Below are 22,574 nucleotides of genomic sequence, written 5' to 3' on the forward strand. Positions count from 1 at the left end.
ATCAGCTGACGCCGGGACGGCGCCGGGCCCGGCCCCCCGTCGCCGGGTAGACGCGCTGCGCCGGGTCGGTGATCCCGGCCAGCAGGGTGCTCCGCGCGCGCCGCGCCAGCTCCCGGGCGCCCGGCGACAGCACCGACGACGTGCGCTGGATGAAGGCGATGGTGTCGTACAGCGGTTCGGCGAACGGGACGGTCCCGACCTCGGCCGGGCAGAACGGGCTGTCGGCGACGGCGCGGGAGATGATCGTGTCGCCGACGCCCCGGGCGACCAGCGCGAGCGCCGCCTCGACGTGCTCCACCTCGATGACCGGCTCGATCCGCAGCCCCTCCAGCTGGGCGCGCTCGGCGATCTGGCGGCGGGTCGGGTCGGACCAGCCGTACCGGGCGTCGTACATGACGAGGTCGGCCTCCGCCATGCGGCGGATCGTCATCGGTGCCGCGAGCCGCTCGGGGTCGGCGCTGGCGTAGTACACCTCGTCGCGGATCAGCGGGGTCACGCGCAGCCCGGCGTCCTCCACCGGCAGCACGACCAGGCCGGCCTCCAGCTCTCCCTTGGAGACGGCGGCGGCGACCTCGCTGGAGTTCTGCCCGACGAGCCGGAGCCGGACGTTCGGGAACGCCTCGTGGAACTGCTGCGCCAGGTCGGGCAGCAGGTAGAAGGAGGCGTTGCGCAGCAGGCCGAAGGTGACCACGCCGCCCTCCAGGGAGCCGATGGAGCGCAGGGCCGCGCGTCCCTCGTCCACCGAGGAGACGGCCTGCTCGGCGAACGGCAGCAGCTCGGCGCCGGCCGAGGTCAGCACGAGCCGGCGCCCGCCCCGGATGAACAGCGGCAGTGCGACCTCCTCCTCCATCCGGCGGATGAGCTCCGACACCGACGCCTGCGCCATTTTCATCTCCGCCGCGGCGGCGGTGAAGGAGCCCGTCCGGACGGTGAGCAGGAACGCCCGCAGCTGATTCAGGGTCACAGGACAACCCTATGACAAATGCGGGATAAGTCGGTCTAGTCCTGTTCTTCCCGGCTCCCTAGCCTGTCCCTGGGACGCATTCCCCGCCGGGCGCCCGCGGACGAGTCCCTCCCGTCGCACATCCCCCTCGCCCGAAGGACGAAATGATCACCTTTCTGAAGGAGGCCGTCGCCTCCGAGCAGATCGCCGCCGACAACGGCCGCGTCGCCGAGACGGTGCGCGGCATCCTCGCCGACGTCCGCGCCCGCGGGGACGCCGCGGTCCGCGAGTACTCCTCCCGGTTCGACGGCTGGACCCCCGCCTCCTTCCGGCTGACCCCGGACCAGATCGGCGAGATCGTCGCGAAGGTGCCCCGCCAGGTCATCGAGGACATCGAGTGGGTCCAGGCGCAGGTCCGGGCCTTCGCCGAGCGCCAGCGCGCCTCCATCACCGACTTCGAGATGGAGACGCTGCCCGGGGTGCGCCTCGGCCAGCGCAACCTGCCGGTCCGCGCCGTCGGCGCCTACGTGCCCGGCGGGCGGTACCCGCTCACCGCGTCCGCGCACATGACGATCGTGACCGCGAAGGTCGCCGGGGTCCCGCGCGTGGCGGCGTGCACGCCGCCCATCCGCGGCGAGGTGCCCGCCGCGACCGTCGCCGCCATGCACCTGGCCGGAGCGGACGAGATCCACCTGCTGGGCGGCGTCCAGGCGATGGCGGCGCTGGCGATCGGCACCGAGACCATGGAGCGCGTCGACATGATCGCCGGGCCGGGCAACGCCTACGTCGCCGAGGCCAAGCGCCAGCTGTTCGGCGAGGTCGGCATCGACCTGTTCGCCGGGCCCACCGAGATCCTCGTCATCGCCGACGCCGCCGCCGACCCGTTCGTCGTCGCGGTCGACCTGCTGAGCCAGGCCGAGCACGGCCCCGACTCGCCGGCGGTGCTGGTCACCACCAGCGAGCAGCTGGCGCGCCGGGCGATGGCGCACGTGGAGCGGCTCCTCGGCGACATGCCGACCCGCGACTTCGCCGCCCCGGCCTGGCGCGACCACGGCCAGGTCCTCGTGGTGGACGACCTGGACGAGGCCTTCGCCGTCGCCGACACCTTCGCCTCCGAGCACGTCCAGGTGCTCACCCGCGAACCGCGGCAGGCCCTGGAGAAGATGCACGACTACGGCGCGCTCTTCCTCGGCGAGGGCACCTGCGTGTCCTACGGCGACAAGGTGATCGGCACCAACCACGTCCTGCCCACCCGGGGCAGCGCCCGGTTCACCGGCGGCCTCTGGGTCGGCAAGTACCTCAAGACCGTCACCTACCAGGAGGTGACGGACCGGGAGTCCAGCGCGCGGCTCGGCGAGGTGTGCGGCCGCGCCGCCCGGGTCGAGCTGTTCGAGGGGCACGCCCGCTCCGGCGACGTCCGCGCCGCCAAGTACCGGGGCGGGACGCTGCCGTGGAGCGACCACGCCTTCACCGGGACGCCGGCCGATGCCTGACACGCCCGATATGCCTGACGGGCCGGGTGGCGTGCTCGACGGGGTGCGCGGCCGGACGGCGCTGGTCACCGGCGCCGGAAACGGCCTCGGCCGCGCCATCGCCCGCGCCCTCGGCGAGGCCGGGGTCAGGGTGATCGTCTCGGGACGCACGCGGGCGAACCTGGACGAGACGGCCCGGCTGCTGACCGCCCGGGGCGCCGGTGCCCGCGTCGTCCCGGCCGACGTCGCCGACGCCGGTTCGGTGGCGGCCCTCGCCGACGCGGTCGCCGACGAGGATCTGTCCATCGTCGTCAACTGCGCGGGCGTCGCCGGGCCGGTCAAACCGCTCACCGAGATCGAACCCGACGAGTGGGACGCGGTCTTCGCCGCCAACGTGCGCGGCACCTACCTGGTCTGCCGCGCGCTGATCCCCGCCCTGCTCGCGCACGGCTCCGGCGACATCATCAACATCGCGTCCGTGAGCGGCAAGCGCCCGCTGGCGATGCGCACCCCGTACACCGCCTCGAAGATGGCGGTGATCGGCCTCACCACCACCCTCGGCGCGGAGGTCGGCCCGCTCGGGATCCGGGTGAACTCGCTGTCGCCCGGGCCCGTCCGCGGCCCCCGCATGGAGCGCAACTTCCGGCTGGAGGCGGCCCGCCTCGGCATCACCGAACAGGAGGCCGAGGCGGCGTTCGCCTCCCGCGCCGCGCTCGGCCGCCTCCTCGAGGAGGACGAGGTCGGCCGTGCCGTCGTGGCGATGCTGATGATGTCGGGGCTGCACTGCGCCGACATCGACCTGTCGGCCGGGATGGTGGCGCGGTGAGCGCCGCCGTGCCGGCCGCGCTGGTCCTGCTCCCCGGGATGCTCGGCGACGCCACCGTCTGGGACGGCGTCGTCGCCGAACTCGGGCCGGGGACGGACGTCCTGCGCGCGCGCATCGACCTCGACGACTCGATCGCCGGGCTCGCCGCACGGGTGCTCGACGAGGCGCCCGCGCGGTTCGCTCTGGCCGGCCATTCGCTCGGCGGCATCGTCGCGCTGGAGGCCGTGCGGCAGGCCCCCGACCGGATCACCCGGCTGGCGGTGCTCAACACCAGTGCGGGCGGCGGCTCGCCCGCCCAGCGCGCCGGGTGGGCGCGGCTCGCCGGACGCGTCGGGCGGGGCGAGTTCAAGGCGGTCGCCGGCGAACTGGCGAGGGCGACGCTGCCCGCCGCCCGCCGCGACGATCCCGACCTGGTCGCGCGCAACGAGCGCATGGCCGCGACCGTCGGACCGGACGGCCTGCTGCGGCAGCTCCGCGCCCAGGAGTCCCGGATCGACCTCCACCCGTCGCTGGCCGCGATCGAGGTCCCGGTGCTGGTGCTGAGCGGTGAGCTGGACGAGGTCAGCCCGCCGGCCCTCCAGCGGGACCTCGCGGCGCCGATACCGGCGGCGCGGCACGAGATCGTCCCGGACTGCGGGCACATGTCGCCTCTTGAGCGCCCCGCCGAGGTCGCCGCGCACCTGCGGCGCTGGCTCGCCATGTGAGGCGGCGGCCCGTCCCGGCCTCCGGATCAGCCGCGTGTGTGCGAGGTGCGCAGCACGGGTTCGACGGGATGGACGACGCGCCGCGGCCCACCGTCGTCCCCCGCGATCCTGTCCAGGAGCCGGTCGACCGCGCTGCGCAGCATGTCCTCGAACGGCACGCGCAGCGTGGTCAGCCCGACCAGCGGCCAGGCCGCCTGCTCCAGATCGTCGAAGCCCACGAGGGCCAGGTCGCCCGGCACCCGCAGCCCGAGCTCGTGCGCGCCGTTCATCGCGCCCAGCGCGATCGTGTCGTTCGCGCAGAACAGCGCCTGCGGCAGCCGGCCCTGCGCCGCCATGTCCGCGACCGCCGAGCGGCCGTGCTCGAAGTCGAACCCGCCGTGCCGGATCCACGCCGGGTCGGGCTCGATCCCGGCGTCCGCGAGCGCGGACCGGTAGCCGTCCTCCCGCTCGCGCGCGGTGCTGGCGGCGGGCGGCCCGAGCAGCGCGCCGACCTCGCGGTGCCCGGCGTCCAGCAGGATCCGGGTCCCGAGCCGGGCGCCGAGCCGGTCGTCGGCCACGCACGCGTCGAGCGGCACGTCCTCGGCGTACCGGTGCAGCAGCACCGCCGGCACCCCGCGCTCGTGCAGGACGCGCGGGAGCCGCGAGTCCCGCGACGCGGTGGAGACGAGCACGCCGTCCACCGTGCCGCCGAGGACGTGCGACTCGATGTCGTCCGGATCGCCGTGCTCGGCGATCAGGGAGAGCCGGTAGTGCCGCCGGTCGAGCTCGTCGCACAGCCGTCCGACCAGGAGCGACCACAGCGGGTTGTCGAGGTCGACGACCATCGCGACGCGGCGGCTGCTGCGCGTGACCAGGTCGCGCGCCCGGTCGCTCGGGACGTAGCGCAACCGCGCCGCCGCCTCCCGGACGCGCCGCGCGGTCTCGGCCGGGATGCCCGGATGGCCGCGCAGCGCCCGCGACACCGTGGACTGCGACACCCCGGCGGCGCGCGCCACGTCCAGGCTCGTCACTCGCATCGGTCCATCCCTCCGGTGGCGGCGGGTCAGTAGCCGCCGGACGGCGCCGCGGTCACCGCCGTCCCGCGCACGGCCGCGATGCCCTCCGCGGCGGCCCGCCGCAGGAGCGCCATGTCGTTGCCCGGTGTCACGAAATCGTAGCCCCGCTCGGCGAGCCGCCGGGCGCCGGCGGGACCGGAGGCGAAGGCCCCCGCGATCACGCCCGCGGCGTGCGCGGCCTCGGCGATCCGGGCCAGCGCCGCGTCGACCTCGGGCGGCGGGACGGGCAGGCCGGGCTCGGCGCCGAGCGCGAGCGCGAGGTCGTTCGGGCCGACGTAGACGCCGTCCAGCCCGGGGGTGGCCGCGATCGCGTCCACCGCGTCGAGGGCCGGCCGTGACTCGATCATCGCCCAGGTCAGGACCTGCTCGTCGGCCCGCGCGACGTAGCCGGGGACCTGCGCGATGTTCGCGCGGGCCGGTCCGTAGCTGCGCACGCCCGCCGGCGGGTATCTGCACATGGCGACGAACCGGGCCGCCTGACCGGGGTCGTCCACGGCCGGGCAGATGATCCCGTACGCGCCCGCGTCCAGCAGCTTGCCGATCACGGCCGCGTCGAGCGACGGCGTCCGGGCGAGGGGGACGGCGGGCCCGGCCGACACCGCCTGGATCAGGCGGACGGCGCCGTCCAGGCCGAACATGCCGTGCTGCAGGTCCACGGTCACCGAGTCGAACCCGGCGTGCGAGAGGGTCTCGGCGAGGTACGGGCTGTCGGCCGACACCCACGCGTTGACCACGACCTCTCCCGCGCCGAACAGCTCCTTGAGCCGGTTGTCGCGCATCTGGCTGCCGTCCCTTCCACTCCGGTTGTGCATACGCTAGCACGGCCGTTGACAACGGCTTTCCTCGCTGTAACAGTGTTGATTCACGCATACGTTTGCATGAAGGGAACGACCCCATGACCACCGAGGTGTCCGCGGCCGAACTCGCCTCCCGGACGATCCTGCGCAAGGACCTCAAGGCCGACGCCGCCGCGTTCATCGACACGAAGATCCCGGGCTCCGAAGGCAAGATCAACTACCCGCTGATCGGGCCGGGCGTCTCGGAGAACGCCGAGCAGGTCGTCCCGGTCACCGCGCCGCACGGGTTCAACCTGGGCGCGGCGGCGATGCCGGCCGGCGTCACCAACAACCTGCACCTGCACTTCACCGCCGAGGTCTTCGTCTGCATGGCGGGCGAGTGGCTGTTCCGGTGGGGCGTGCGCGGGGACGACGGCGAGGTGACCGTCCGTCCGGGCGACGTCATCTCGATACCGACCTGGGTGTTCCGCGGCTTCACCAGCGTCGGCACCGACGACGCGTTCCTGTTCACCGCCCTCGGCCGCGACCGCTCCGGCGGCCTGATCTGGGCGCCCTCCGTCCTGGAGAAGGCCGCCCGGCACGGCCTGCACCTCACCTCGGACAACCGGATCGTCGAGACCGCGCCGGGCGAGTACCCGGCCGGCGTGGAGCTGAAGCGCCCGCTGACCGACGAGCAGCTCGCGGCGCTGCGCACGATCGGCGTCGAGGAGATGCGGACGCGGCTGGCCCGCCCGTCCGACCTGCGCTGGTCCGCGACGCCGTTCCTCGACTCCGCGCTGGAGACCGGCGGCGCCGAGCTCGCCGCCGTCGTCGGCTACGGGATCACCGAGGACCGCGACCAGCATCCGCGCCTCGCCGACCCCCACGGCTTCAGCCTCGCCCGCCTGCGCGCGGCGACCGGGCGCGGCATGTCGGCGCACTCGGTGGACGAGTCGCAGGTGCTGATCGTCACCGGGGGCCGCTGGCGGATCACCCTGAACCGGGAGAACCCGATCTCCACGGAGCTGGGCCCCTACGACACCCTGTCGATCCCGGTCGGAGCCTGGCGGCGCTTCGAGAGCATCGGCGAGGAGACGGGCGAGATGGTCGTGATCACCGGCGGCGAAGGCCGGACCCGCATCGAGTGGGACCCGGCCGTCGTCTCCCTGGCCGAGGAGCGGGGCACCGTGATCGACGCGAACGGCTACGCCGCCGAAGCCGCGTTCCTCCAGGCCTGACGGGCACTGCCGCGCCCCTGCGCGCCGGCCGCGATCACCGGCCTCCGAGCACCGCGCGCAGGAGGCCGGGGAAGCGCGCCTCCATGTCGTCGTAGCGCACTTCGACGATCCGCTTGCGGCCGTCCACGACCGACCTGATCAAGCCCGCCTCGCGGAGGACGCGGTAGTGGTGGGAGATGGTCGGGTTGCTCAGGCCGAGGTCGGCCCTGTCGGCGGCGACGGCGCAGTCGACCGGCTGCGCGCCGCCGTGGAGCGCGGCCATCAGCGCCCGCCTGCCGGGGTCGGCGAGCGCGCTGAGGATGACGGTGAGGTCGAAGACCAGTCGTTGAGTTACAGAGGGAGATGCGTGCAGATCGCGCCACGGATATCCGTACCGGTGCACCTCCGCATCGGCGAATTCGACCGGCTCTGGACCGTCGACGACGAGCAGGTCGCCGAATTCGCCGCGGGCCTGACCTCTTCCCCGCGGGTCGACGCCGGGGTCTTCCCCGCGGCGGGGCACGCCATCGACTACCACCGGCGTGGTGCCGCGTTCCAGGTCCAGCAGCTCTCCTTCGCGCCGGACTGCGCGGCCCGCCGGATCACCCACAGCAGCTGACCCGGGACGCGGGGTTGTCCCCCGTGCGAGCTACCGGCGAATGTCCACTGCGCGGGGATGATCTACGGTCGGCCGGATCCCTAGCGTTCTCGCCGTGGCCGCGCCCCTTCGGGCGGGCGGGAATCATTCGCTGGAGGACCTCATGTTCCGCATGCTCAAGAAGACCGTTGTCGCCGCCGTCTGCTGCGCGGTGGCGGGAGGGGGCCTCGCCGGCTGCGACGACGACAACGGCGCGTTCCACAACGGCCTTCTCGCCGGGACCAGGAAGATCAACGTCGCGGGGTACTCGGTGAACGTGTCCTGCACGGGGGACGCGGCGGAGGGCAAGCCGGTCATCTTCCTGATGCCCGGGCTGGGCGACGGGATGGACAAGATGGCCGCTCTGCAGAAGACGCTGAGCGAGAAGAACTGGGTCTGCGTCTACGACCGGCTGGGCGAGGGCAAGAGCGACAAGCCGAAGGGGCCGCAGAGCATCGCCGATTCGGGGAAGGTCCTGACCGCGGTGCTCGCCCGGGTCACGGCCGGCCGTCCCGTCGTCCTGGCCGGGCACTCGCTCGGCGGGCTGATCGCCGCCAGGTACGCCCCCGACCACCGCGACATGGTGAAGGGCCTGGTCCTGATGGACGCGACGACCCCGGACTCCGTCGCCGACGTCACGAAGGGGATCCCCGCGTCCGCGACCGGTCCCGCGGCCCAGCTGCGCGCGCAGACCCTCGCGGTCGACGCGGGGAACAACCCGGAGAAGCTCGCGATCGCCGACGGGAAGGTCCGCTCCGCCGGCGACATCCCGGTGGAGGTGATCCAGCACGGGAAGAAGTACCTGGCGGCGGTCCCGGTGTACGGGCCGCGCCTGGAGCGGGACTGGGCGGCGGGCCAGCACAAGTGGCTCGCGATCTCCAGCCGCAGCAGGCTGAGCACCGCCGCCAACAGCCAGCACTACATCTACGTCGATCAGCCCGCGATCGCCGTCCAGGCGATCCAGCGCGTCGCCGCCCAGGTCAAGTGACCGGAAGGGCGGCGCCGCGGACTCAGCGGACGTTCTTGATGGGCAGCACGGCGAGCGCGCCGAGCACCGCGGCGGTGATCGAGCCGAGGAACAGCGCGAAGTAGTTCGGCCCCGCCGAGCCGATCGCCAGCAAGGGGGCCGCCATGGCCGGGACCAGCAGCTGCGGCAGCTGGAACGACAGCGCGACCACGGCCAGGCCCGCTCCGGCGTCCGAGGTGGCGGGCAGCACTTCGGTCATCATCGCCATGTCGACCGCCACGAACGCGCCCTGCCCCATCCCGGCGATGGCGAATCCCACCACGAACAGGGCCAGGCCCTGGGCGAACAGGCCGACCAGCAGGCCGGCGGCGGTGAGCAGCGTCGAGGTCCACACGATCAGCTTGCGCCCGCCGGTCCGGTCGGAGACCCAGCCGGCCAGGAACGAGGTGGCCACGCTGCCGGCGAAGTACGCGGCAAGGACGGCGCCCGAGGCCCGCGCGGCGTCGCCGGCCGCGATGCCGAGCCGGTCGGTGAGGAAGAACAGCAGGTAGATCGAGACCGTCACCAGGGACATCGTGACCAGCAGCCGGCACATCCAGGCCCAGGCGAAGTCCCGATGGCGCACCGGATCGATCCAGTAGCTGCGCAGCAGGCTCCGCCAGTCGACTCGGGCGCGCTCCGGGTGCACCACATCGCGCAGCACGATGGCGACCGCGGTGCTGGTGCAGAGGGCGATCACCGCCGGCACGCCGAACCACCACAGCGGGTCCCCGGGCAGCGCCCCGATCAGGCCGCCGCCGACGAACGGTGCGATCCCGGTGGCCAGCCCGAACATCGCCGACACGCGGGCCCTGGTCCGGGACGGGACCGCCTCGGCGAGCAGCGCCTGGAGCGCCATCGTCGTCGCGGCGAATCCGGCCTGGGTCAGGACCCAGCCGGCGATGAGGACCGGCACGCTCGCCGCGCAGGCGAGGACGAGCATCCCGCAGGCGCCGACGACGGCGCCGCCCAGGATGAACGGCCGCCGTGCGCCGAACCGGGAGGCGCTGACGTCGCTGATCCTGCCGAGCGGCGCCGTGACGAGCATGACCACCGCCCCGCCGATGGCGACGATGAGGGAGAGCTGCCGCGTCTTGTCCGCCGGGTCCAGAGCGGCCAGCCGGAGCGGGATGGCCACCGTCGCCGCCGACGTGATGGGGAGGGCGCAGCCGAAGATGGCGAGCACGTAGAGGGGGAGGAAGGCCGTCGACTGCCGTTCCTCGCGCGCGCCGGTCGCGTCATCGGCCGTTGAGAGCGCTTCGGACATCCGTTGCCCCTTGTGGTCGCTCGGATCAGGCGTGGAGGGTGCGCAGGGCTTCCGCGACGGCCGCCTGCCCCGCGCGCGCGGTGGCGGAGACACGGGTGTAGGCGCCGCCTTCGTGGTGCAGGCCGACGAGCCGGAGCGCCGCCACGGGGATTCCGGCGGCGGCGAGCGCCGCCGCGTACGCCTCGCCGTCGCCGCGCAGCAGATCGACCTCGGCGGTGAGGATGAAGGCGGGCGGCAGCCCGTCGAAGCCGTCCGCGAGCAGCGGCGAGACCGTGGGGCTGAGCCGGTCTCGCGGGTCGGGCACGTACTGGTCGACCACGCGCTCGATCCCGGCCCACTGCTCGCCGGTGACCTCCATCGCGTCACGGTCGAAGTGCCGCAGCGTCAGATCGAGGGCCGGCGCCTCGAGGATCTGCAACGCCACCGGATGCCGGGCACGGTCGCGGTTGAGGTGGGTCAAGGCCGCCGCGAGGTTGCCGCCGGACGACTGCCCGGACAGCGCGATGCGCTCGGGGTCGACGCCGAGGGGGCCCGCTTCGCGTACCAGCCATTCCAGCGCCGCGTACCCCTGCTCGAGCGCGGCGGGGTAAGGGTCCTCCGGGGCGAGCGCGTAGGAGACGGCCGCGACGACCACGTCGGCGGCGGCCGCGCGCAGGGCGCACATCGCGGCGGTGCTGGGGTAGTGCAGGCCGCCTTGCCGCCATGCGCCGCCGAAGAAGAACAGGCAGGCCGGCAGCGTGGTGCCCGGTTCGGGCTCGCGCGGGTAGAACAGCCGCACGAGCACGTCCGGGTGGCCCTCGACGGGAACGACGTGGTCGCGGGTCGGCAGATCCGGACCGGGCAGGCCCAGCCGCGGGTACACCGCCCGGTCGTACTCGAGAGCCTGCTGCCGTTGCACTTTCGGGTCGTCCGCCTCGGCGGGCGGTGCGACGCCGAGTTCGGCGAGCGCGGTGAGCAGTACGGCGTCGACGGGCATGACGAGCCTTTCGCTTAGGAGGGGGAGGTGGTTCGGCTGCGGAGGAAGGCGCTGACCCGGTCCTGCCAGTCCCTGGCGACGGCCGACGTGCGGGTGAGCGAGGCGGACCCGTGCGCCTGCCGGGGCGCGCACCAGGTCTCGACGGCCACGCCGGAGGCGGCGAGCCTGGCCGCGTAGCGCTGCCCGCTGTCGCGCAGCGCGTCGCACTCGGCGATGATCACCAGGGCGGGCGGCAGGCCGGTGAGGTCCGGGACGTCGGCGGGCATCGCAGGGCCGCCCGCTGGAGCGGACTCGCCCAGGTAGGCGGCGCGGATCAGATCGAGGTCCCCCGCGCCGGTCAGGTCGCGGTACCGGCGATACGACTCGTCCTGCTCGATGTCCAGGGTGACCGCCGGGACCTCGAGCACCTGGTGGTCCAGCGGCGGGCCGCCGCTGCGCCGGGCGTGGACGGCGACCAGGGCGGCGAGGTTGCCGCCCGCCGAGGCGCCGCCGACGCCGATGCGGTCCGGGTCGACGCCCAGCTCCGCGGCCGACGCGCTGAGCCAGGCCAGGGCGTCGAGGCAGTCGTCGAGCGCCGCCGGGAAGGGGTGCTCGGGCGCGAGCCGGTAGCCGACGGCGAAGATGTCGACGCCGCCGTCGACCGCCCTGCGGCGCAGCAGCCGCTCCTCGACCACCTCGTGGATCCCGCCTTGCACGAAACCGCCGCCGTGCAGGGAGAGGTGCGCGGGCCGCGGCCGGCCGGGCCCGGGAGGGTGGTACCGCAGGACGGCGATCTCGCCGGCGCGGGTGGGCACGCGGTGCTCGGTGACCGCGCATTCGGGCGGGCCGGGCAGGGTGAAGCGGAGGGCGAGGGCGTCGGCGAGCCGCCGGGCGGCCAGGCGCCGGCGGGGCCAGTCCGCCGCCCGCAGGTCCGGCAGGCCGGCGGCCAGCTCCCCGGCCGCGGCGATCCAGTCGAGCACCGCCGGTTCCACGTCGGCGCCGGCGTCGCGGGCGGGTATCACGCGCCCACCCCGCGGTCGGCGCCCGCCCAGTGCGGCTTGCGCAGCTCCCGTTTGAGGATCTTGCCCGCGCCCGAGACGGGCAGCGCCGCGGCGAACTCGACGGTGCGCGGCAGCTTGTAGTTCGCGATGTGGTCCCGGCAGAAGTCGCGCAGCTCGTCCGGACGGGCCTGCGCGCCGGGAGCCAGCACCACGACGGCGTGGACGCGCTCGCCCCAGTTCTCGTCGGGCACCCCGATGACGGCGACCTGCGCCACCGCCGGATGCTTGGCGAGCGCGTTCTCGACCTCGGCCGTGTAGACGTTCTCGCCGCCGGTGACGATCATGTCCTTGAGCCTGTCGACGACGAAGACGTATCCGCCGTCGTCCATGTAGCCGGCGTCGCCGGTGTGCATCCACCCGCCGCGCAGCGCCGCGGCAGTCTCCTCGGGCTTGTTCCAGTAGCCGGACATGACGTTGTCGCCCCGCACGACGATCTCGCCCACCCGGCCGCGCGCCACCTCGGTGCCGGCGGAGTCGACGACGCGGACGTCCGCGTGCGCCGCGGGACGGCCGCAGGACCGGGTCAGCGCCGGGTCGTCGTGGTCCTCGGCGGTGAGCAGGGTCGCGACCGGGGCGAGTTCGGTCATGCCGTACGCCTGGGTGAAGCGGGCGTTCGGCAGGATCTCCCGCGCCTTGCGCAGCACGGTCTCGGCGATCGGCGAGGCGCCGTACATCACGCGCTTCAGGCTGCTCAGGTCGCTCGCCGCCGCCTCGGACGAGTCGACGAGCTTCTGGATCATGGTCGGCACCAGCAGGACGTCGGTGACCCGGTGCTCGCGGATCGCCTCGGCGACGCCCGAGGGGGTGAACGACGGCACCATGACATGGGCGGCGCCGGTCAGGTTCCCGATGTTCCAGGCGGCGATGTCGGCCAGGTGGAACATCGGGGCGGCGTGCAGCAGGACGCCGCCCCGCGACAGGATCTCCGTGGTCACCAAGCTGCCCATCGCCGAGGTCAGGCAGGCCCGGTGGGACAGCATGACGCCCTTGGGGGAGCCCGTCGTGCCGCCGGTGTAGAAGACGCCGTACAGGGCGTCGCCCCCGCGCCGCGCGTCGTCCGCCGGGGACGCGCCGTCGATCAGGTCCTCGTACGAGTACATGCCCTCGGGGGTCTCGCCGTCCCCGCAGAAGACGACCGTCCGCAGTCCCGGCACCCGCTCCCGGAGGGCGGGGACGGCGGACGCGAAGGCGTCGTCGACCACGAGAGCGCGGGTCTCGCAGTCCACGAGGGAGTACGCGACCTCCGGCGCGCTCCACCGGACGTTCACGGGGTTCACCACGGCGTCCGCCCATGGCACCGCCATCAGCAGCTCGTGGTAGCGGTCGCTGTTGAACGCGTAGATCCCGACCCGGTCGCCCGAGGCGACGCCGAGCGACCGCAGCGCACCGGCCAGCCGCGCGACCCGCGTGGCCGTCTCGGTGACCGTGCGGGTCCGGGTACCGGAGATCGTCGCGACGCGGTCGGGCTCGCGCTGCCGTGCCGCGTGCAGGGACTGGGTGATGTACATCGACCTGACTCCGCCACTTGTGACTTCTCGTACGTGTGATGTGCTCAACAAACTGCCCAGGATGTAGCACTTTGTCAAGAGGTCTGCCATCCTTAAGTGAATTCTCGTTCGTCAACACGACAGGCACGATGACAGGAGGGGACATGCGGCGGGTCCATATCGCCGGGGTCGGCATGGTGCCGTTCTCGACGCCGAGCCGGAGCGAGCCGTACGACGTGCAGGCCGCGGCGGCGGTGCGCAACGCGCTCGCGGACGCCGGGATCGGTCTCGATCAGGTGCAGCAGGCGTACGCCGGGTACGTCTACGGCGATTCGACGAGCGGTCAGCGGGCGCTGTACGGCGTGGGCATGACCGGTATCCCGGTCGTGAACGTCAACAACAACTGCTCGACCGGCTCCTCGGCCCTCTGGCTCGCGCGGCAGGCGGTGGCCGGCGGCGCCGCCGAATGCGTGCTCGCCTTCGGGTTCGAGCAGATGGAGCGCGGCGCCCTCACGGTGAAGTGGCCCGACCGCCCGAGCCCGTTCGACGAGTTCATCGGCTTCGCCGACAAGCACGACGCCGACACGGACGGCGGCACCGGCGACGCGCCGTTCGCGGCGCGGCTGTTCGGAGCCGCCGGGGCCGCCTACGCCGAGCGGCACGGCGTGGACCCCGCGACCTTCGCGATGATCGCGGTGAAGGCGCGCCGCCACGCGAAGCACAACCCCTACGCCGTGTTCCGCGACGAGGTGACCCTCGAGGAGGTGCTCGCCTCACCGCGCATCTACGGTCCGCTGACCCGGCTCCAGTGCTGCCCGCCCACCTGCGGCGCCGCCGCCGCGATCGTCACGAGCGCCGACTTCGCGCGCCGCCACGGGCTGCGCACCGACGTCGCGATCGCCGCGCAGGCCATGACCACGGACCGTCCGGACACCTTCGAGAACCCGCCGAACCTGGTCGGCTTCGAGATGGCGCGCCGGGCCGCCGACGAGGTGTACGACGCCGCCGGGGTCTCGCCCGAGGACATCCGCATCGTCGAACTGCACGACTGCTTCACCACCAACGAACTGCTGAGCTACGAGGCGCTCCGGCTCACCCCGGACGGCACGGCCGAGCGGTTCGTCCGCGACGGCGACAACACCTACGGCGGACGCGTGGTGACCAACCCGTCCGGCGGCCTGCTGTCCAAGGGGCATCCGCTCGGCGCCACCGGCCTCGCCCAGTGCGCCGAGCTGACCTGGCAGCTGCGCGGGCGGGCCGGCGACCGCCAGGTGGACGGCGTCACCCTCGCCCTGCAGCACAACATCGGTCTCGGCGGAGCGGCCGTGGTCACCCTCTACGAGAAGGTGAACTGATGGCGATCGACATCGCGCGGGCCCGCGCGCTGCGGTTCCCCTCGTTCGCCGTCGAGGTCGAACGAGGCCGGCTGCGCATGTTCGCCCGGTCGATCGGCGAGACCGATCCGGTCTACACCGACGTCGAGGCCGCCCAGGACGCGGGCCACCGCGATCTCCCCGTGCCGCCGACGTTCTTCTTCAGCCTCGGGCTCGAGGCTCCCGATCCCTTCGGATACCTCGACGCGCTCGGCGTCGACCGGCGCCGGATCCTGCACGGCCGGCAGCGGTTCGAGTACGCGCGGACGGCCTACGCCGGCGACACGCTCGTGCTGTCGGAACGCATCACCGACGTGACCGTCAAACGGGGCGGCGCGATGGAACTGCTCGAGAAGACGACCGACATCCGCCGCGGCGGCGACCACGTCGCGCGGGCCCGGGCCGTGATCGTCGTGCGTCACCCGGAGGTGAGCGAATGAGCCCGCCATCGTCCCGCACCGAGGTCGAGGTGCGCGTCGGAGCCGAGCTGCCCGCGCTGGCCCTGCCGCCGATCTCGCGCGCCGACCTCGCCCTGTTCGCGGGCGCCAGCGGTGACCACAACCCGATCCACATCGATCTCGACGACGCCCGCGCGGCCGGCTTTGACGACGTCTTCGCCCAGGGGATGCTGAGCATGGCCTACCTCGGCCGCCTGCTCACCGGATGGGTGCCCCAGGACCGGATCCGGTCGTTCGAGGTGCGGTTCACCGCGCTCACGCCGGTGCACGCACAGCCCACCTGTACCGGCAGGGTCGTCGCGGTCGACGGCGGCCTCGCCACCGTCGACGTCGGGGTGACGCTCGCCGACGGCACGGTGACCTTGACAGGCCAGGCCACCATCGCATGCGAGAGCGCTGCCATGACCCGCACGCCGGAGCGGACCCTCGACGAGGGCGCGCACCTCCCCGCGGGGAGAAGCTCATGAACCGCGGCCGCGTCCTGCCGACCCTCGCGGCCGTCCTGCTCGCCCTGAGCGGCGGCACGGCGTGGGCGGACTCCGGGCCCGCCGGTACACCGGGGTCGGTCGTGCCTCAGCGGGACGCGTTCTACACGCCACCGGCCACGGTGCCGGACCCGCCCGGCACGCTGATCCGCTCCCGCCCGTTCACCCGCTACCACAAGCTCGGGGCGCCCGTTGAGTGGCAGACGACCGCCCCCTGCCCCACGGCGCCGCCGCCACGTGGTCGACGATCGCCGTCGCATGGCTCACCGCACACCTCACCGAACGACGACCAGGGAGCACACCATGACGAAGCTTGACGGCAAGATCGCGATCGTCACCGGCTCCGGACGCGGAATCGGCCGGGAGATCGCACTGAAGCTGGCCGGCGACGGCGCCGCCGTCGTCGTCAACGACCTCGACGAGGAACCGGCCGCCGGCACGGTGGCGGCCATCGCCGCCGCCGGCGGCCGGGCGGTCGCCTGCACCGGCAGCGTCACCGAGGACGGGTTCGCCGAGCGGTTCGTGAAGACGGCCGTGGACCGGTTCGGCGGGCTGGACATCATCGTGAACAACGCCGGATACACCTGGGACACCGTCATCCAGAAGATGACCGACGAGCAGTGGGACGCCGTCCTCGACGTCCACCTCAAGGCGCCGTTCCGGATCCTGCGCGCCGCGCAACCGGTGATCTCCGCCGCCGTCAAGGAGGCGAAGGCGGCGGGCGAGCCGGTCCCGTGCCGGAAGGTCGTGAACATCTCCTCGATCGCGGGCCTGGGCGGCAATGCGGGCCAGGCCAACTACGCCGCGGCGAAGGCCGGGGTCACCGGCCTGACCAAGACGCTGGCCAAGGAGTGGGGACGGTTGAACACGACCGTCAACACCGTCGCGTTCGGCCTGATCAGGACGCGGCTCACCGAGGCGCCGGCCGACGGCGGCAGCACGATCGACGTCCAGGGAAGGGAGATAAAGGTCGGCGTCAGCCCCCGGCTGCTCGACGCGATGGAGGCCGGCATCCCGCTCGGACGCGCCGGGACGCCCGGCGAGGCGGCCGGCGCGGTCTACCTGCTGTGCATCCCCGAGTCCGACTACATCAGCGGGCAGACCCTGGTCTGCGGCGGAGGCTTCCGCCTCTAGCCGGGGAGCGGCGTGCGCGGCCCGCGGTCGACTCGCGGGCCGCGCACATCTACCCTGGCCGGGGCCGGAGCGATCGGCCTTCACGCGACCTCGGGGAAAGGCGGGCCGGCACGATGGAGGGGACCGCGGTCCGGCGCCGTCGCCCGGCGAACCGGCGCGAGCTGATCGTCGAGGCCGCCGCGGCCCTGTTCGCCGACCGGGGCTTCGACTCGGTCTCGGTGGGGGACATCGCCGAGCAGGTCGGCTTCGGTCCGTCGGCGCTCTACCGGCACTTCGCGGGGAAGGACAAGCTCCTCGGCGCGGCGGTCGATCACGCGCTGGACCGGTTCGCCGACGCGCTCGGCAGCGGCGCCGCGGACCCCGACGTCCGGCGCGGGACCGTGGACGCGGTCGCCCGGTTCGCCCTCGACCACCGCTCGGCCGCCGTGCTGTGGGAGCGGGAGGCGCGGAACCTGCCCCCCGACGCGTTCGCGGCCCGCGCCGAACGGCTGGCCGAGCTGCGGAACACCTTCGTGCGGGCGGTGGGGGGACCGGCGGCGGCGACGGTCTCCGCGGAGCGCCTGGCGGCGCGGATGGCCCTGGCGGTCCTGCTCAGCCCGGCCTTCCACCACGGGACCCTCACCCCGGCGAGGTTCCGCTCGGTGCTGGTCGGCACCGCCTCCGCGGTGCTGGACGCGCGGCCCACCGTTCCGGTGCCGTCGGCCGCGCCGCCCCTTCCGGCGAGGCTGACCCGCGGCACCAAGCGCGAGCAGATCCTGCACACCGCGTTCCGGATCTTCGCCGAGCAGACCTACTCCGGCACGGGGATGACGGAGATCGCCGCCGCGGTCGGCATGTCGCCGTCCAGCATCTACCACCATTTCGGCACCAAGTCGGAGATCCTGCTGGAAGGGCTGCACCGCGGCAACGGCTACCTGCAGATAACGCTCGACGACGCCTTGAGCGAGGCCGCCGACGAAACGGCCGCGCTGCGCCGGCTGATCGAGGTCTACTCGACGTTCGCCCTCCGGCACACCGGGTTCGTGGACGCTCTCGTCGCGGAGCTGCACAGCCTCGGCGAGCAGGCCGAACCGCTGATCCAGGCCCAGCGGGACTACGTCGGCGAGTGGGTCCGGCTCTGTGTCGCCACCCGCCGCGACCTGGACGAAGCGCGAGCCCAGTTCGTGGTGCAGGCCGTCCTCATGGCGGTGAACGAGATCGCCCGCGAACGCGCCATCGGCCGGGTACCCGGCATCGAGGCCGCACTCATCGAACTGGCGACGACGGCGTTGCTCGCACCGTCCGCGCACGGCCCCCGAAACGGCGATCAGGCCGAAGCGGTCCGGTGATCCGCTCAGGCAAGGACGGCCGCGCAGTGTCTCATACCCGTCCCGCCTAAACGGCTTCTGTGGCCTGAAGTGGGCACGACACTGTCCGATTCACGTGACTGACCTGCCAAGTCAAGATAGTCACCATTTAATAACTTTTTCGGGATGGGGCGCAAAATGGCCCGTTTTGCCCACTGGGAAAGCTACGTTCAGGCGCACAGCTGAGAGATGCGTCACAGTCGCGGCGGAGCGGGTCGCCACCGGCACGGACGCGTCGGTAGCGGGGGAGACGCGATGACCCGACGGGCGCGATCGGTCAGGACGAGGATCGTCATTCTGCTCGTCCCGCCGATCATCGCACTGGTCGCGCTGTGGGGTTTCGCGGCCGGCGGCACGCTCGGGGACGCCCTGCGGCAGGCACGGTCGCGGACCTTCACCGACAAGGTCGTCCGGCCGACCGACGCGATGATCGACGCCCTGCAGAACGAGCGGCGCATGTCGCTGTCCTACCTGGGCGACGACGCCACCATCGGCAGGGCCGGGTTCGACGCCCAGCGGGCGCAGACGGACCGCACCCGGGCGGCTTTCCGCCGGTCGGCGGCGGATCCCGCCGTCCGGGGCGCGGCCGCGCCCGAGACCAGGCGCCGGATGGCCGAGCTGGCCGCCTCGCTGGGCGAACTGGACACCGTCCGCAGTCTGGTCGACCGGCGCCTGATCGACCGCGCGCAGGCCCTGGCCCGGTACACCGGATTCATCGATCTCGCGGCCGAGATCTACTCCGAGACCCGCTCGTCCGACGACCGCATCGCCCGCGACACCCGGCTCCTCGACACCCTGGAGCGCGCCCGGGAGAACCTGTCGCAGGAGGACGCGCTGATCACCGGTGCGCTGGCGGCGCACAAGCTCAGCGGCACCGAGCACCGGCGGCTGGTGGAGCTGTCGGGGACGCGCCGCTTCCTGTACGGCGAGTCGACCGGGGCGCTGCCCGCCGCCGACCGCGACCGGTACAAGGCGATCGTCGCCGGCCCGGAGTTCACCCTGTTCACCCGGCTGGAGGAGCAGCTGATCGCGGCCGGGGCCACCAAGGGTCGCCCGCCCGTGGACGTCGGGGCCTGGCACACCTCGACCGAGTCGGTGAACGCCGAACTGGTCGGGCTCTCGTCCGGAATCCGCGCGGCCACCTCGCAGCGCGCCGCCCAGAAGGCGGACGCGGTGCTGCTGCGGCTCGCCCTGACCGGAGGCCTCGGCCTCCTCGCCGTGGTGGCCGCGATCGTCATCGCGGTCCGGATGGGCCGCCGGCTGATCCGGGAGAGCCGGGACCTCGCCGGCGAGGTGGCCGCCTTCACCCAGGACCAGATCCCGGCGATCACCGAGCGGGCCCGCCGGGGGGAGCCCGTGGGCGACGCGGAACCCGCGACCCGGCCGGCGTTCACGGTGACCGAGATCGGCCGGATCGACGCGGCGTTCACCGAGGCGCGCAGGGCCGTCGTCCGCGCGTCGGCGGGCGAGGCGGCCGCGCACCGGCGCCTCAACGAGGTGTTCGTCACGCTGGCCCGGCGCAACCAGTCCCTGCTGCAGCACCTGCTCGGCCTGCTGGAGCGGATGGAGCGCGACACCGAGGACCCCGACGCCCTGGCGGGCCTCTTCGAGCTCGACCACCTGGCGACCCGGATGCGCCGGCACGCGGAAGGGCTGGTCATCCTGTCCGGGCGGCCGTCCGGGCGCAGCTGGCGCCACCCGGTCCGGCTGATGGACGTGGCGCGCGCGGCGGCGTCGGAGGTCGCGGACTTCACCCGGGTCGAGGTCGTGCCGATGGGGCACGCGGCCCTGTCCGGCCGCGCGGTGGCCGACACCATCCACCTGCTGGCCGAGCTGATCGAGAACGCCGCCGCGTTCTCCCCGCCGACGACCATGATCCGGGTGACGGGCACCGAGGTCGCGCACGGCTTCGCGATCGAGGTCGAGGACCGCGGGCTCGGCCTGTCCCCGGCGGAGCAGGACCGGCTGAACGCCCTGCTCGCCACCGACCCCGAGATCGACTTCGACGGCTCGGTCCAGCTCGGCCTGTTCGTCGTGGCGCGGCTCGCGGCGCGGCACGGCGTCAAGGTGACGCTGCGCCCGTCGGGCTACGGCGGGGTCACCGCGATCGTCCTTATCCCGCAGGAGCTCGTCATCGAGCCGCCGGGGGCGCGCAGGGGCGAAGTGGACGCGGGACCGGGCGACCGCACGTACCTGGCCGCCGTCTCCCGCCGGCCGGACACCGGGCGCGAGGAAGACCGGCGACGCGCGATACACGCCTCGCCTCCGGCTCTGGAGGGGGTGCCCATCGCGGAGCCCTACGCCCGGGAGAGCCGCCGTCCGGGCCACGGCGGCGAGGCCGGCATGGCGGACGGCGGCCGGGAAGGGCTGCCGAAGCGGCAGCGGCAGAAGAGCCTCGCGCCCCAGCTCCGGCGGGCACCGGCCGGGCCCGCCGACGCGCCGTCGCCCGACCGGTCGCCGGAGGCCGCCGGCCGCCTGGTGTCGAGGCTGCAGCGCGGCTGGCAGCGCGGGCGGGCCGCCGCCGATCCCGCCGAGGACGCCCGGCATCGGCCCCCGTCCGGTCCGGGCGGCGACTGATGCCGCAGGACCCGGACGAACTCTGGGTGGACGAGCAGGCCGGGCCCGTGGTCCGCCCGTTCGCCGTGGCCAGGGGCAGGACGGGGCGCAGGGGCGCCGCGATCGATCTCATCGCGGTCGTCGTCACCGCCGAGGTCCCGCCGCCCGATCCGCGGACGCTCGGACCGGAGGACGAGCGGATCCTCGAACTGTGCGTGCACCCGCAGACGGTCGCCGAACTCGCCTCCGACCTCGTCCTGCCCGTCGGCGTCGTGCGCATCCTGCTGAACGACCTGCTGGAGCGGGGACTGGTGCACGTGCGGCGGCCGGCCGTGACCCGGGCGGGGCGTCCCGACCCACGTCTTCTCAGGGAAGTGATCGATGGTCTCCGTGCGCTGTGACCCGAGGCGAGCGAAGGCGCTGCTCGCGAGCGCGCTGCTGGCGGCGACGCTGGGCGCCGCCGGCTGCAGTGCCGCACACGACGGCCCGCCGGCCGCCCGTACGCCGGGCGTGACGCGCGAGCCGTGCCCGCACCCGGTCAACAAGGGCCACGGCTGCATCTACCTCGGCTCCCTGTCCGACCTGACCACCGGGCCGTTCAGGTCGCAGGGCGCGCCGATCACCCAGGCGCAGCGAGCGTTCTGGGACCGGGTGAACCACCAGGGCGGCATCGGCGGCTACGACGTCGACGTCACCACCTACGTCCGCGACAACCACTACGACCCCCGGGTCCAGACCAGCGCCTACGACGAGATCAAGGGCAAGGTGCTGGCCCTGGCGCAGACGCTCGGGTCGCCGACCACCGACGCGATCCTGGGGAGACTGCGCGCCGACAGGATGATCGCGGTACCCGCCTCGTTCACCTCGAAGTGGGTGTTCGAGGACAACGTCCTGGAGTCGGGCGCGTCCTACTGCTTCGAGGCCATGAACGGCGTCGACTACGGCGTCGACCACTTCAAGGCCAAGAGCGTGATGGTGGTCCACTACTCCGGTGACTACGGCGACGACGCGGCCGCCGGAGTGAAGGCCGCGGCCGGCGCGCGCGGCGTGTCGTACATCGACGTGCCGACGGTCCAGGGGACGCCCGGCAAGAGCACGGCGGAGCAGGCGGCCGCCGTGCGCGCCGTCCTGTCGCGCCGGCCCGACCTGGTCGTGCTGACCACGGGCCCCGCCGACGCGGCCACCATCGTCGCCAAGACCGTCCAAGCCGGCTACAAGGGGCACTTCATCGGCGACAACCCGACGTGGTCGAAGAGCCTGGTGCGGAGCCCCGCCTTCGCCGCCATGAAGGAGCGGTACCTGATAGCGGCACCGTACAAGCCGTTCGCCACCGACTCGCCCGGCTACACCGCGATGCGGCTGGCGCTCGGCCGGGTCGAGCCGGACGACTCGTACACCACCGGATGGGCCCTGTCCTATCCGCTGAAAGAGGTCATCCAGCACGCTGTCGCGGCCAAGGACCTGACCCGGGCGGGGCTGCTCCGCGCCGTCCACGAGCTCAAGCACGTGAACTACGAAGGCATCATGCCCGCCGAGGCGGGGAACCGGTCCGCGGCCGCGGACGTCTCGGCCTTCCGGGAGTCGACGATCGGCAAGCCGGACGAGCACGCGTTCACCGGCATCAGGACGATCACCGATTTCGCGGCGGGCCTGACCGCGCGCGGCTACCGGCTGAAAGCCCCCTGCTACAGCACCAAGTGATCACAGGCGTGCGGGCCCGCCGTCACGATCCGCCGCTGCCCGCCTCGTCGAACGGCCCAGCACGTCGTTCTGCGCCTTTACCCGGCCAGAAGAAAGTGTATATTCACTTACATAG

23 protein-coding genes are annotated in these 22,574 nt (G+C 73.4%); 15 read left to right on the forward strand and 8 right to left on the reverse strand.

Going from position 1 to position 22,574, the window contains the following annotated elements; all coding sequences use genetic code 11:
• Window position 1 precedes the first annotated feature (1 nt).
• The gene (locus tag F8568_RS21320; protein ID WP_151595461.1) at window positions 2–964 is read right to left on the reverse strand and encodes a LysR family transcriptional regulator; all 963 of its coding nucleotides are present in this window, start codon (window positions 962–964) and stop codon (window positions 2–4) included.
• A gap of 143 nt (window positions 965–1,107) precedes the next feature.
• On the opposite strand from F8568_RS21320, the gene hisD reads away from it, so the two are divergent.
• The 3 genes from hisD to F8568_RS21335 are packed head-to-tail and all read left to right on the forward strand — an operon-like array spanning window position 1,108 to window position 3,945.
• Window positions 1,108–2,436, forward strand: coding sequence for a histidinol dehydrogenase (gene hisD / locus F8568_RS21325; protein ID WP_151595463.1), 1,329 nt, complete (start codon window positions 1,108–1,110; stop codon window positions 2,434–2,436).
• A gap of 10 nt (window positions 2,437–2,446) precedes the next feature.
• Window positions 2,447–3,241, forward strand: a complete 795-nt coding sequence (locus F8568_RS21330; RefSeq protein WP_151595465.1) for an SDR family NAD(P)-dependent oxidoreductase — start codon at window positions 2,447–2,449, stop codon at window positions 3,239–3,241.
• Window positions 3,238–3,945 carry an alpha/beta fold hydrolase gene (locus tag F8568_RS21335; RefSeq protein ID WP_151595467.1) on the forward strand — a complete coding sequence of 236 codons (708 nt, stop codon included), beginning with the start codon at window positions 3,238–3,240 and terminating at the stop codon, window positions 3,943–3,945. Before F8568_RS21330 ends, F8568_RS21335 begins: the two co-directional genes overlap by 4 nt.
• 26 nt (window positions 3,946–3,971) lie before the next feature.
• Here F8568_RS21335 and F8568_RS21340 read toward each other — a convergent pair whose 3' ends face one another.
• Window positions 3,972–4,961 (reverse strand): LacI family DNA-binding transcriptional regulator, encoded by a 990-nt coding sequence (locus F8568_RS21340; RefSeq protein WP_151595469.1) that lies wholly within the window; start codon window positions 4,959–4,961, stop codon window positions 3,972–3,974.
• 26 nt (window positions 4,962–4,987) lie between these two features.
• The gene (locus F8568_RS21345; RefSeq protein ID WP_151595471.1) at window positions 4,988–5,779 is read right to left on the reverse strand and encodes an HpcH/HpaI aldolase family protein; all 792 of its coding nucleotides are present in this window, start codon (window positions 5,777–5,779) and stop codon (window positions 4,988–4,990) included.
• A 116-nt stretch (window positions 5,780–5,895) separates the two neighbouring features.
• Here F8568_RS21345 and F8568_RS21350 point away from each other — a divergent pair, with 116 nt between their 5' ends.
• Window positions 5,896–7,014, forward strand: coding sequence for a cupin domain-containing protein (locus F8568_RS21350; RefSeq protein ID WP_151595473.1), 1,119 nt, complete (start codon window positions 5,896–5,898; stop codon window positions 7,012–7,014).
• A gap of 34 nt (window positions 7,015–7,048) precedes the next feature.
• Here the strand turns inward: F8568_RS21350 and F8568_RS21355 are convergent, their stop codons facing one another.
• Window positions 7,049–7,396 (reverse strand): ArsR/SmtB family transcription factor, encoded by a 348-nt coding sequence (locus F8568_RS21355; protein WP_202125210.1) that lies wholly within the window; start codon window positions 7,394–7,396, stop codon window positions 7,049–7,051.
• Between F8568_RS21355 and F8568_RS21360 the strand changes: the two genes are divergently transcribed.
• Together F8568_RS21360 and F8568_RS21365 are read left to right on the forward strand one after the other, a co-directional pair.
• Window positions 7,391–7,612: a hypothetical protein gene (locus F8568_RS21360; protein WP_151595474.1), complete on the forward strand. Its 222-nt coding sequence runs from the start codon at window positions 7,391–7,393 to the stop codon at window positions 7,610–7,612. The two genes, F8568_RS21355 and F8568_RS21360, sit on opposite strands and share 6 nt — an antisense overlap.
• 94 nt (window positions 7,613–7,706) lie before the next feature.
• A complete protein-coding gene (locus F8568_RS21365) occupies window positions 7,707–8,618 on the forward strand; it encodes an alpha/beta fold hydrolase (RefSeq protein ID WP_328600979.1) in 912 nt (303 codons plus the stop codon).
• A gap of 22 nt (window positions 8,619–8,640) precedes the next feature.
• Here F8568_RS21365 and F8568_RS21370 read toward each other — a convergent pair whose 3' ends face one another.
• From F8568_RS21370 to F8568_RS21385, 4 genes are read right to left on the reverse strand one after another with little or no spacing between them, the layout of a single operon-like run.
• Complete coding sequence (locus F8568_RS21370) at window positions 8,641–9,903, reverse strand: MFS transporter (protein WP_151595476.1); 1,263 nt, start codon at window positions 9,901–9,903, stop codon at window positions 8,641–8,643.
• Between the two features lie 25 nt (window positions 9,904–9,928).
• Window positions 9,929–10,879 (reverse strand): alpha/beta hydrolase fold domain-containing protein, encoded by a 951-nt coding sequence (locus F8568_RS21375; protein WP_151595478.1) that lies wholly within the window; start codon window positions 10,877–10,879, stop codon window positions 9,929–9,931.
• A gap of 14 nt (window positions 10,880–10,893) precedes the next feature.
• Window positions 10,894–11,880 carry an alpha/beta hydrolase gene (locus F8568_RS21380; protein ID WP_160573697.1) on the reverse strand — a complete coding sequence of 329 codons (987 nt, stop codon included), beginning with the start codon at window positions 11,878–11,880 and terminating at the stop codon, window positions 10,894–10,896.
• Window positions 11,877–13,427 carry a long-chain-fatty-acid--CoA ligase gene (locus tag F8568_RS21385; RefSeq protein WP_151595482.1) on the reverse strand — a complete coding sequence of 517 codons (1,551 nt, stop codon included), beginning with the start codon at window positions 13,425–13,427 and terminating at the stop codon, window positions 11,877–11,879. The genes F8568_RS21380 and F8568_RS21385 overlap by 4 nt, the downstream gene beginning before the upstream one ends.
• A 143-nt stretch (window positions 13,428–13,570) precedes the next feature.
• On the opposite strand from F8568_RS21385, the gene F8568_RS21390 reads away from it, so the two are divergent.
• The 9 genes from F8568_RS21390 to F8568_RS21430 all read left to right on the forward strand — a co-directional run bounded on the left by F8568_RS21390 (window position 13,571) and on the right by F8568_RS21430 (window position 22,459).
• Window positions 13,571–14,761, forward strand: coding sequence for a lipid-transfer protein (locus F8568_RS21390; RefSeq protein WP_202125211.1), 1,191 nt, complete (start codon window positions 13,571–13,573; stop codon window positions 14,759–14,761).
• A complete protein-coding gene (locus F8568_RS21395) occupies window positions 14,761–15,219 on the forward strand; it encodes a MaoC family dehydratase N-terminal domain-containing protein (protein WP_151595486.1) in 459 nt (152 codons plus the stop codon). The genes F8568_RS21390 and F8568_RS21395 overlap by 1 nt, the downstream gene beginning before the upstream one ends.
• Window positions 15,216–15,704, forward strand: coding sequence for a MaoC/PaaZ C-terminal domain-containing protein (locus tag F8568_RS21400; protein ID WP_151595488.1), 489 nt, complete (start codon window positions 15,216–15,218; stop codon window positions 15,702–15,704). Before F8568_RS21395 ends, F8568_RS21400 begins: the two co-directional genes overlap by 4 nt.
• A complete protein-coding gene (locus F8568_RS21405) occupies window positions 15,701–16,039 on the forward strand; it encodes a hypothetical protein (RefSeq protein WP_151595490.1) in 339 nt (112 codons plus the stop codon). The genes F8568_RS21400 and F8568_RS21405 overlap by 4 nt, the downstream gene beginning before the upstream one ends.
• Window positions 16,026–16,856: an SDR family NAD(P)-dependent oxidoreductase gene (locus F8568_RS21410; protein ID WP_151595492.1), complete on the forward strand. Its 831-nt coding sequence runs from the start codon at window positions 16,026–16,028 to the stop codon at window positions 16,854–16,856. The genes F8568_RS21405 and F8568_RS21410 overlap by 14 nt, the downstream gene beginning before the upstream one ends.
• Before the next feature lie 113 nt (window positions 16,857–16,969).
• A complete protein-coding gene (locus F8568_RS21415) occupies window positions 16,970–18,184 on the forward strand; it encodes a TetR/AcrR family transcriptional regulator (RefSeq protein ID WP_151595493.1) in 1,215 nt (404 codons plus the stop codon).
• 273 nt (window positions 18,185–18,457) lie between these two features.
• The gene (locus F8568_RS21420; RefSeq protein WP_160573698.1) at window positions 18,458–20,779 is read left to right on the forward strand and encodes a sensor histidine kinase; all 2,322 of its coding nucleotides are present in this window, start codon (window positions 18,458–18,460) and stop codon (window positions 20,777–20,779) included.
• Window positions 20,779–21,159, forward strand: a complete 381-nt coding sequence (locus F8568_RS21425; RefSeq protein ID WP_151595497.1) for a DUF742 domain-containing protein — start codon at window positions 20,779–20,781, stop codon at window positions 21,157–21,159. The genes F8568_RS21420 and F8568_RS21425 overlap by 1 nt, the downstream gene beginning before the upstream one ends.
• Window positions 21,140–22,459 carry an ABC transporter substrate-binding protein gene (locus F8568_RS21430; protein ID WP_151595498.1) on the forward strand — a complete coding sequence of 440 codons (1,320 nt, stop codon included), beginning with the start codon at window positions 21,140–21,142 and terminating at the stop codon, window positions 22,457–22,459. The genes F8568_RS21425 and F8568_RS21430 overlap by 20 nt, the downstream gene beginning before the upstream one ends.
• Window positions 22,460–22,574 lie beyond the last annotated feature (115 nt).

Origin of the sequence: Actinomadura physcomitrii (assembly GCF_008923205.2) — a bacterium.
Classification (GTDB): domain Bacteria; phylum Actinomycetota; class Actinomycetes; order Streptosporangiales; family Streptosporangiaceae; genus Spirillospora; species Spirillospora physcomitrii.

Coding starts and splice junctions, on each gene's coding strand:
- F8568_RS21345 (WP_151595471.1), bottom strand. CDS start 5,779: ATGCGCGACAACCGGCTCAAGGAGCTGTTCGGCGCGGGAGAGGTCGTG.
- F8568_RS21330 (WP_151595465.1), top strand. CDS start 2,447: ATGCCTGACGGGCCGGGTGGCGTGCTCGACGGGGTGCGCGGCCGGACG.
- F8568_RS21405 (WP_151595490.1), top strand. CDS start 15,701: ATGAACCGCGGCCGCGTCCTGCCGACCCTCGCGGCCGTCCTGCTCGCC.
- F8568_RS21400 (WP_151595488.1), top strand. CDS start 15,216: ATGAGCCCGCCATCGTCCCGCACCGAGGTCGAGGTGCGCGTCGGAGCC.
- F8568_RS21385 (WP_151595482.1), bottom strand. CDS start 13,427: ATGTACATCACCCAGTCCCTGCACGCGGCACGGCAGCGCGAGCCCGAC.
- F8568_RS21370 (WP_151595476.1), bottom strand. CDS start 9,903: ATGTCCGAAGCGCTCTCAACGGCCGATGACGCGACCGGCGCGCGCGAG.
- F8568_RS21425 (WP_151595497.1), top strand. CDS start 20,779: ATGCCGCAGGACCCGGACGAACTCTGGGTGGACGAGCAGGCCGGGCCC.
- F8568_RS21410 (WP_151595492.1), top strand. CDS start 16,026: ATGACGAAGCTTGACGGCAAGATCGCGATCGTCACCGGCTCCGGACGC.
- hisD (WP_151595463.1), top strand. CDS start 1,108: ATGATCACCTTTCTGAAGGAGGCCGTCGCCTCCGAGCAGATCGCCGCC.
- F8568_RS21430 (WP_151595498.1), top strand. CDS start 21,140: ATGGTCTCCGTGCGCTGTGACCCGAGGCGAGCGAAGGCGCTGCTCGCG.
- F8568_RS21420 (WP_160573698.1), top strand. CDS start 18,458: ATGACCCGACGGGCGCGATCGGTCAGGACGAGGATCGTCATTCTGCTC.
- F8568_RS21340 (WP_151595469.1), bottom strand. CDS start 4,961: ATGCGAGTGACGAGCCTGGACGTGGCGCGCGCCGCCGGGGTGTCGCAG.
- F8568_RS21375 (WP_151595478.1), bottom strand. CDS start 10,879: ATGCCCGTCGACGCCGTACTGCTCACCGCGCTCGCCGAACTCGGCGTC.
- F8568_RS21415 (WP_151595493.1), top strand. CDS start 16,970: ATGGAGGGGACCGCGGTCCGGCGCCGTCGCCCGGCGAACCGGCGCGAG.
- F8568_RS21350 (WP_151595473.1), top strand. CDS start 5,896: ATGACCACCGAGGTGTCCGCGGCCGAACTCGCCTCCCGGACGATCCTG.
- F8568_RS21395 (WP_151595486.1), top strand. CDS start 14,761: ATGGCGATCGACATCGCGCGGGCCCGCGCGCTGCGGTTCCCCTCGTTC.
- F8568_RS21390 (WP_202125211.1), top strand. CDS start 13,571: ATGCGGCGGGTCCATATCGCCGGGGTCGGCATGGTGCCGTTCTCGACG.